The sequence below is a fragment of the Brunnivagina elsteri CCALA 953 genome, assembly GCF_002289455.1.
In the GTDB taxonomy this organism is placed as follows: Bacteria; Cyanobacteriota; Cyanobacteriia; order Cyanobacteriales; family Nostocaceae; genus Brunnivagina; species Brunnivagina elsteri.
Genome location: NZ_NTFS01000296.1, coordinates 1 through 8,392 on the forward strand (window position 1 = coordinate 1; position 8,392 = coordinate 8,392).

Genomic DNA, 8,392 nt, shown 5'->3' on the forward strand with positions numbered 1-8,392 from the left:
ATACTATACGAATCTTAATTTGTGTTTAGTATCTAGGCAAGTTGTAAAATTTTGTTTGATTTAATATCAAAACATTTGACAGCAGGTACATAACCTGCTTTTTTTGCGAGAAATTTCTTTGCTCTTAGAGAAATGATAATTTCAATGATTGATACAAAAATGCTTTGTTGATAGAGAATTTAATTTTGTGGTGGTGAAAGATTGGGTTAATTCAGATAATTCAACTTGCTCAAATATATCGGCAGTCATATTAGATAAAGAAACATCTGAAGGACGACAATAATGCAATTGTGCTAAAGTAGAAAGTAAATCAAACCATAATCCCCGCTCTGCATATACAGCTAATCTATTTTTGGGACTAAGTGTTTGTAACTTCCTGACGATATTTTGAGGCAGGGTAATACGCTCTAACCAACCTTCCACAGTTCTTGATACTTCAGAACCATCGTTTTGCTGTGTACAAAATACTGTCACCGACCATTGATATAGTTGATTAATCTTTAAAGGTGAAACTTGGCGATTTTTGGGTAATTCAATACTTTCTACTTTTGCTTCTTGAGTCGGTTGCAAAGATTGTTTATAAACCAATTGTTTTGCTTGAGTTTTCCTATTTACGCGATAGAGGGAAAACTCTACCCTTTGTGCAGTATTCGCTGGAACATACCAAAAGAATCGTGGATATGCAGAAGTAGTCAAACCAAAGCCATCTTCTGGTAGCAGTAATGTGAGAGTTGTTCCTGGTGTAAAACAGCTACTCCCATATCTACGTGTACCTCCCGCTTCACGTTTGGCTGGCAAACCTCGACTAGGAGGTTTTTTAAATTTGATGCGTGAATTTTGTTTGCTACCTGCGCTGGATAGGATAAAATTTTGTCCGCGAAAATTGACCGCATATACGGCAGCAGGTAAACCGAAAATAAGCCAGCTTAATATCAGGGACAAGTAAATTTTTGAAATCAACTGTTTACGCACGTTAGTTTTGGAAATAGAGACTTACAGAAAATAAAATATTCCAACTACACATAGCATTGTTTGCTTGGATGAAATATGAATAAGGGCAAACGGTTGTTTGCCCCTACAAAGGATTGGGGAATTTATTACAGGGGTGTTCCCCTTAATGAGCAACTACATCCTTACCTGTGACTGAATATACTATTGATTTCCAGGCAAACTCAGGTAACGCTAGCATTCGTTTCCAGCGCCAAGGTTCTTGATATAGCCTATATAACCACTCTAAATTGTTGTTACCCAACCAAGCTGGGGCACGGGTTTTTGTTCCCGACCAAATGTCAAAACTGCCACCAACACCAATCCAAATTGCTTGCGGACACAAATGACGATTTTGGGCAATCCAGATTTCTTGACGGGGAACTCCTAAGCCAACCAAAATCACTTGAGGCTGAATTTGGGCAAGGGTTTGTTTTAATTGCTGTTCTTCCTCTGGTGAGTGATATCCAGAATTTGTACCTACTACTTGTAATTTTGGTGCTTGCTGCTGCCAATAATCTACAGCTTTTTGTGCCACTCCAGGAGCTCCACCGTAGAAAAATACTTTAGCTTGAGAGTGCGATCGCTCTATACTATGTAGTAGGTTTTCTGCAAGTTCGATTCCGGGGGCGCGTTGGACATTCTGCTGGAGCAACAAGCGTAAATACAAAACAACTCCTGCACCATCAGGAATTACTAGCTCGGCGTTGCGAATAATTTCCCCAAGGGGTTTATTTTGCTCTGCTTGCATCGTCATTTCCGCGTTGAGCGTGACTACATGCGCTCCTTGACCTGATTGCACGCGTTCTAGCAACCAGTTGGGGTAGTTCGCCATCACGTGAACTGGTAGCCCTAATACCGAAAATAATTTAGGCGGATTAGACATAAGCCTATTTTTAATTAGCCTCACACCATACTCTAATGAAGCTAGTTTATCAAATTTATTCCTAATGTCATTGGTCTTATTTGTAACAACTACTATTTTCTTATTACTGTTGCTGAAATTGTATTATTCTGAGTCAGAATTATGTACTAAGAAATACTAATCTATTTTACTTTTTAAGTTGGGTCACTAAGTGAACTCCACAGAAAGAAATGCTCTTCGGTCATTCTGTAGCTTGCTACAGCATGACAACACAGGATCATTCATTTTGTGGCTTACTCTAAGGAATTTATCTCAGTAAGAATATTTTTTATTGTCAAAGTTGTATCACAGTAATTATTTTTCAATATAAATATAGGCTAAAATTCACTACAAATAAATATTTGCTTAATTTGGCTTGGACTAAAACCATCCGATCGGAAGTAGAAGGCACGGTTATTAAAACCGAAAAACGAAAACTCTGTCTAGAAACAGTACTCACCTATGTATCTTAACGGGCAACGACAGAATTAGACTAATTTAATAAAAGGTGCTGTTTTAAAGGTTAAAATAATCCTTTCTTGAGGTTTGGCTTAAATTTAACTCGAATTTTCTTTCATAGAAGCTGATGCTGGAGGTAAAAGCTACGGAGCAAATATTTCCTGACGTTACTAGCTTGATTGAGGGAACTCTATTTTTTAGTTTTGTAAAGATGCTTGAAGTTACATCTTGTACGACTTTATTCGTAAACTCGATTTTACAGTCAATAGTGAGACAGGCGAAGAAATCTACCTTCACCTTCTGCTGGTTTCTAACTAAGAGATTAGATAGATAACTATCCAATTAAAAGGTGAATCGACTTAATGATTTTATAAGCAAGAGTATCAAAAGTTACTGAGAAATATGATGAGTAAAATGCGTATTGCTCTAATCGAAGATCATGACCTCACGCGTGTGGGTATCCGAACTGCTTTACAGCAAAGGGACGAAATTGAGATTGTTGGAGAGGCTGCAAATGCTGCGGATGGGCTAAAGTTGTTAAATGCTTTACATCCAGATGTTGCCATTGTCGATATTGGTTTACCAGACAAAGATGGAATCGAACTGACACGAGAGGTAAAATCAGCGACTGGTGTTGATGATTTAAGTGGAACTAAAGTATTAATTTTGACGCTTCGGGACAATAAGGAAGCTGTTTTGGCGGCTTTTGCGGCTGGTGCGGATTCGTACTGCATGAAGGATACTAAGTACGATAATTTATTAGAAGCTGTCCGCGTTACTTATAATGGGAATGCTTGGATTGATCCTGCGATCGCGCGAATTGTTCTTCAACAAGCCCAGCAAAATCCCCCGAAGTCGGAAAGTGCAACTTCTGAAGCGAAATCTGGACGCAAAATTTCTAATGGGACAGAATCAGCAGAGGATACGATTGAACCCTATGCCTTAACTGAACGGGAATTAGAGGTTTTACAGTTGATTGTGGAAGGTTGCAGCAATGCTATTATCGCCGAAAGACTTTATATTACAGTCGGTACTGTCAAAACTCATGTCCGTAATATATTAAACAAATTATGTGCGGATGACCGTACCCAAGCTGCTGTTCGCGCTTTACGTTCTGGCTTGGTAGGTTAATAGTTCACGTATACATAACATAGATTAGGTTATGAAACAAAATTGTAAAACTCTTGTAAATTCTGTTACTAAAACTGGGTACTCTGTAAATAAGGATGCAATTTACCAAGAAGAAATACGGTGGTCGGGAATCGGGATACAAATGGAAATTATGTGGGTATAAGCTTGTAATCAGAGGGTTTATGAGCCATCTAAAAACGGCAACACATTAGGAAACTATGTGTTAATATATACTCTATTAATTCTGGGCTGGATTCTGTGTTCTACGTTCTGCGTTCTTCTTTATGTTTTGCAGGCTGGGGATGATGATCTTAAATTCTATATTTTAGAAATTTTAGACTATATCGCCCTTAAACAAGTACGAGACCAAAGTCAAGTATGGCTGAAACAGGGTTAGAAAGATTAAAGCTGATGGTGGTAGATGATGAACCGGATAACCTAGAATTACTCTACCGTACTTTTCGGCGAGATTTTCATGTTTTCAAAGCTAGCAATGCCCTGAGTGCGATCGATATTCTCGAAAAAGAGGGGGAAATGGCTGTAATTATCTCAGACCAAAGAATGCCTGAGATGAACGGTACGGAGTTTCTGAGCCTGACAGTGGAGCGATTCCCCGATACAATTCGGATTTTGCTGACTGGTTTTACGGATGTCGAGGATTTGGTTGACGCGATTAATTCAGGTCAGGTGTTCAAGTATATTACTAAACCTTGGAAACCCGATCGTCTTAAGGATGTTGTTGAACAAGCTGCGGACACGTATCGCGTTGTCAAAAAACGCACTCAGGAATTAAGCCGTGCTTTGCGGCGGGAATCGCTATTTAATGCTGTGACTACAGCTATTCGCGAATCCCTTGATTATCGCAGTATGCTGCAAAAAATTGTAGCTACCCTTGGACAGAGTTTTGATGCTACCTATTGCTTTTTACGTCCGGTAGAGAGCGATCGCATCACAATCGATGAATTTTCTTATCAAGACTCGAAGTCGGATGAGAAATGTTTTCCGATAGAGCCAGAAGCTTTAATTAACGAGGTTTTGGCAACTCGAAAATACCAACTGAGCAAAACTTGGGACGAAAGTTATCCTTGCTATCAACTCGTAATGCCGCTAATTTACCAGCAGCAACTACTCGCCATATTGACTTTATGCCAATATCGACGCGATCGCCCCTGGAAGGAAGAGGATATCCAGCTAATCGCAGGTGTTTCTGAGCAAGCAGCACTGGCAGTTTCCCAAGCAAAACTCTATCAACGACTTCAAGAAAAACAAGAACAAATCCACCTGGAGTTAGAAGTTGCTCGTCAAATCCAAAACAATCTCCTGCGGCAACAATTACCACAAATCAATAATGCCAAAATCCAAGCCTGTTGTTTACCAGCACGGGAAGTGGGAGGGGATTTTTTCGAGGTATTTGTCCATCCCAAAGGTGATTTATGGGTAGCTGTGGGAGATGTCTCAGGTAAAGGTGTTCCCGCAGCCTTATTTATGGCTAGCGCAATATCTGTTTTACGTCGCGAACTATCCCAGGAAACACCTGCAATGCCGAATGTGGTGATGCAAAACCTCAATCATGCTTTGTGTGATGATTTAATCAGCAACAACTACTTTATCACCTTAGTTTTAGCGCGTTACACTCCTGCTACCAAAGAACTAGTGTACGCCAATGCTGGTCATGTCTACCCTTTGGTATGGTCTCGCCATGCCAGCAGCAGCGAAGAACCCCAGTATTTGGAAACCCGTGGTGTTCCTTTGGGAATTTTACCAAAATGGCAAGCAAAATCAGGAACTATGTTGCTTTCCACCGGAGATACCCTACTGCTAGCTAGTGATGGCATCACAGAGGCAATATTTGATAATTCGATGCTGAAGCCAGATGGTTTGTGGAAACTACTGCAAAAGCAAAAAAAACCTCTGTGTCTCGACAATTTACTAGCTCGTATCCAAGCAGATACAGATACTCAAGAAGATGACCAAACTATACTTGCCTTGGAGGTTTTGTAAATGATGAAGACAGAGCTTCACGTACCAAGTGACTTGAAGTTTTTAACGATTGTAGAGGAGTGGCTGCTGGGATGTCTTAAAGTTGAATTAGGACAATCGGTTGATTGGTCGAAACAATCAAATCGTTTACGACTAGTATTAGTTGAAGCCTACTCAAATGCTGTCCGTCATGCCCACAGAGACCATCCAAATGCCCCCATTTTAATCCGTTTGCATCTTGAACAACGGGAAATTGCTTTGGAAATTTGGGATCGAGGTGATGGCTTTGAAATATCAGAATACTTGCCTCCAAGCCCTGCTGACAAGCAGGAAGGTGGTTATGGTTGGCTGATTATGAATCGGTTAATGGATAAAGTTGAGTACCAATTACAGGTTAATGGTGGTAATTGCTTAAAGTTGGAAACTACTTTACCAGAAACTGCTTAAAAGTCTGTTATTTCTCGAAGTTTGATGACAGCACTTTAAGAAAGCACTTTAAGCGAATTGTAAACTTATTTAACAATTCTAGTTTTAATAAAATATGCCGAAAAAAGGGACTTTCGGCTATTCTTCTGATTTGAATGACAATAGAAATGAGGGCAAACAACCGTTTGCCCCTACAATTTTGGAGAATTTATTTTTTGGTGTTCTCTTAACTGAAAACTGCTGATAAAAAACTTAAATATTTGTTTATATTGACTCTATAGCGTATAATCTCGATTGCAGCTGATTTAGCAAAAGTTAAACAAGATAAATGAATCAATTACCTAGAGTCAGCAGCAATAAAGTTAAGGAAAAAGCCTTAGAGTTAGGGTTTCATCTGGTAGGGATTGCGGAACCCGATGGGATGGAAACGCAAGCGGTAAAGAAGTTACAAGGCTGGTTGACATTGGGTTATCAAGCCGATATGGCATGGATGGCAAACCCGAAACGTCAGGATATCAAATTGGTCATGCCGTCCGTGCGATCGCTCATATGTGTAGCGTTAAATTACTATACTACACATCAACGTCCCGAAGGAGAAGAGTATGGGAAAATATCCCGTTATGGCTGGGGACGAGATTATCATAAAATAATGCACAAGAAGTTGAAAGCCCTAAGTATTTGGCTAGAATCGCTTTCCGATGGAGTCAAGGCACGGTATTATGCAGATACAGGACCAGTGCAAGATAAAGTTTGGGCGCAACGGGCAGGGATTGGTTGGATTGCCAAGAATGGTAATGTAATTACGCGGGAATATGGTTCGTGGGTGTTTTTGGGGGAAGTGGTGACGAATTTAGAATTAGTCCCCGATCAACCCCATAGCGAACATTGTGGAACTTGTACCCGTTGTATTGATGCATGTCCCACGAATGCGATCGCGAATCCTGGGGTTGTGGATGCAAATCTTTGTATCGCTTACCATACAATTGAAAATCGTAGCGAAGCATTACCTGAGGAGATTAAGTCGAATTTACAAGGTTGGGTAGCAGGTTGTGACATTTGTCAAGATGTATGTCCTTGGAATCAACGTTTTGCAAAAAACACAAATGTGTCAGAATTTGAACCATATACTGGGAATTTAGCGCCTAAGTTGGTAGAATTAGCGGCAATCTCAGACGAAGAGTGGGATAAACAATTTCCAGCATCAGCGTTGAGACGAATTAAGCCAGAAATGTTACGAAGGAATGCAAGTGCAAATCTTGAAGCATCCAGGCAAAAGCATGACGAAGAAAGTGATTATCTTTGATTTTGACGGTACAATAGCGGACACTGTGGATGCACTCGTAAATGTGGCGAATCGTTTAGCTGTGGAGTTTGGTTATATTCAAATTACACCCGAAGAACTAGCTATATTAAGGAATCTGACATCAAGGGAAATTATTAGTTATTCAGGGATTTCAGTGTTTAAAATTCCTTTTCTAGTCAAAAAAGTTAAATCGGAATTAAAAGATAAAATTCCGGAATTAAAACCGATTGATGGAATTAATGAAGCACTTATGGAGTTGAAAAATAAAACCCATAGATTGGGAATTATTACTTCTAATTCCCAAGAGAATGTAAGCGAATTTTTGAGAATAAATCAAATGGACGATTTGTTTGAGTTTGTTTGCTCTGGTGTGACAATTTTTGGGAAGACGACAATAATCAATAATGTATTGCGGCAAAAACAACTTAAGCTGCAAGAAGTTATTTATGTGGGAGATGAAACACGTGATGTTGAAGCGTCGAAAAAAGCAAATATAAAGGTGGTTGCGGTAACTTGGGGTTTTAATTCCTATGATATTTTGTCGAGGCAAAAACCTGATTTTCTGATTAATCATCCGAGAGAATTATTGGATGTGATTGAAGAGAGACATGATGAATAACCACGTCTCTAAACAATATTATTTATCTTTCTATTTTCGCTTATTTACCGGGTTTACCCATTTCTAATGCTTTTTTAATCAAATCATCATCAACACTTGTAATAGCTTCATTCCCGGAAGCCATTTCATTTGCCATATCCATAAAATCGTCACGATTTCCGGTTTCAACTGCTACGGTTTCTGTCTCTTCGGGTTTTGTGATTTCATATTTTGGTGCAACTGCCGCTTCTGCTAATTTTGCACCTTCTGGTGTTTTCGCTACTTCACTAACACTCATTTCCTGTGCTGCTGCATAGTCTGCTTCAAAGTTAACTGATGGTGCTTTTTCTTCACCAGTAACGATATTTTCGGCAAGTAATTGTGCATCGTGGGTTGAGGCTTCCGCAGGGTTAGTTTTAATTTCGTCTGCCATGATTTTACTCTTGATATACTATTGAGAAGATTTACGCATTTGTATCAACGCTCTGAGTTTATCAATATAGGGAGCTATGTATAGATACCTATTGATAGAGTAATGGATCTGTAAAAAGGTAGATACTATTATATCTCTGACCTTGTAAGAAGTTAGGGTTATGATTTTCTC

8 protein-coding genes are annotated in these 8,392 nt (G+C 39.4%); 5 read left to right on the forward strand and 3 right to left on the reverse strand.

The features are described 5' to 3' along the window. Positions 1-141 precede the first annotated feature (141 nt). The gene (locus CK510_RS21665) at positions 142-972 is read right to left on the reverse strand and encodes a DUF928 domain-containing protein (RefSeq protein ID WP_211293252.1); all 831 of its coding nucleotides are present in this window, start codon (positions 970-972) and stop codon (positions 142-144) included. 142 nt (positions 973-1,114) lie between these two features. Beyond that, positions 1,115-1,873, reverse strand: coding sequence for a WecB/TagA/CpsF family glycosyltransferase (locus tag CK510_RS21670; RefSeq protein ID WP_095723671.1), 759 nt, complete (start codon positions 1,871-1,873; stop codon positions 1,115-1,117). 882 nt (positions 1,874-2,755) lie between these two features. Here CK510_RS21670 and CK510_RS21675 point away from each other — a divergent pair. From CK510_RS21675 to CK510_RS21695, 5 genes are all read left to right on the forward strand, one after another. Then, positions 2,756-3,481, forward strand: coding sequence for a response regulator (locus tag CK510_RS21675; protein ID WP_095723672.1), 726 nt, complete (start codon positions 2,756-2,758; stop codon positions 3,479-3,481). A gap of 378 nt (positions 3,482-3,859) precedes the next feature. Beyond that, positions 3,860-5,482: a SpoIIE family protein phosphatase gene (locus CK510_RS21680; RefSeq protein WP_095723673.1), complete on the forward strand. Its 1,623-nt coding sequence runs from the start codon at positions 3,860-3,862 to the stop codon at positions 5,480-5,482. A 3-nt stretch (positions 5,483-5,485) separates the two neighbouring features. Then, the gene (locus CK510_RS21685; RefSeq protein ID WP_095723677.1) at positions 5,486-5,908 is read left to right on the forward strand and encodes an ATP-binding protein; all 423 of its coding nucleotides are present in this window, start codon (positions 5,486-5,488) and stop codon (positions 5,906-5,908) included. Between the two features lie 307 nt (positions 5,909-6,215). After that, positions 6,216-7,190: a tRNA epoxyqueuosine(34) reductase QueG gene (gene queG / locus CK510_RS21690; RefSeq protein ID WP_095723674.1), complete on the forward strand. Its 975-nt coding sequence runs from the start codon at positions 6,216-6,218 to the stop codon at positions 7,188-7,190. Further along, positions 7,165-7,809 carry an HAD-IA family hydrolase gene (locus CK510_RS21695; protein ID WP_095723675.1) on the forward strand — a complete coding sequence of 215 codons (645 nt, stop codon included), beginning with the start codon at positions 7,165-7,167 and terminating at the stop codon, positions 7,807-7,809. The genes queG and CK510_RS21695 overlap by 26 nt, the downstream gene beginning before the upstream one ends. Positions 7,810-7,849: 40 nt before the next feature. Here the strand turns inward: CK510_RS21695 and CK510_RS21700 are convergent, their stop codons facing one another. After that, on the reverse strand, positions 7,850-8,221 hold the full coding sequence (locus CK510_RS21700; protein WP_095723676.1) for a hypothetical protein: 372 nt from the start codon (positions 8,219-8,221) through the stop codon (positions 7,850-7,852). Positions 8,222-8,392 lie beyond the last annotated feature (171 nt).

Coding starts and splice junctions, on each gene's coding strand:
- CK510_RS21700 (WP_095723676.1), bottom strand. CDS start 8,221: ATGGCAGACGAAATTAAAACTAACCCTGCGGAAGCCTCAACCCACGAT.
- CK510_RS21675 (WP_095723672.1), top strand. CDS start 2,756: ATGAGTAAAATGCGTATTGCTCTAATCGAAGATCATGACCTCACGCGT.
- CK510_RS21680 (WP_095723673.1), top strand. CDS start 3,860: ATGGCTGAAACAGGGTTAGAAAGATTAAAGCTGATGGTGGTAGATGAT.
- CK510_RS21695 (WP_095723675.1), top strand. CDS start 7,165: ATGACGAAGAAAGTGATTATCTTTGATTTTGACGGTACAATAGCGGAC.
- queG (WP_095723674.1), top strand. CDS start 6,216: ATGAATCAATTACCTAGAGTCAGCAGCAATAAAGTTAAGGAAAAAGCC.
- CK510_RS21670 (WP_095723671.1), bottom strand. CDS start 1,873: ATGTCTAATCCGCCTAAATTATTTTCGGTATTAGGGCTACCAGTTCAC.
- CK510_RS21685 (WP_095723677.1), top strand. CDS start 5,486: ATGAAGACAGAGCTTCACGTACCAAGTGACTTGAAGTTTTTAACGATT.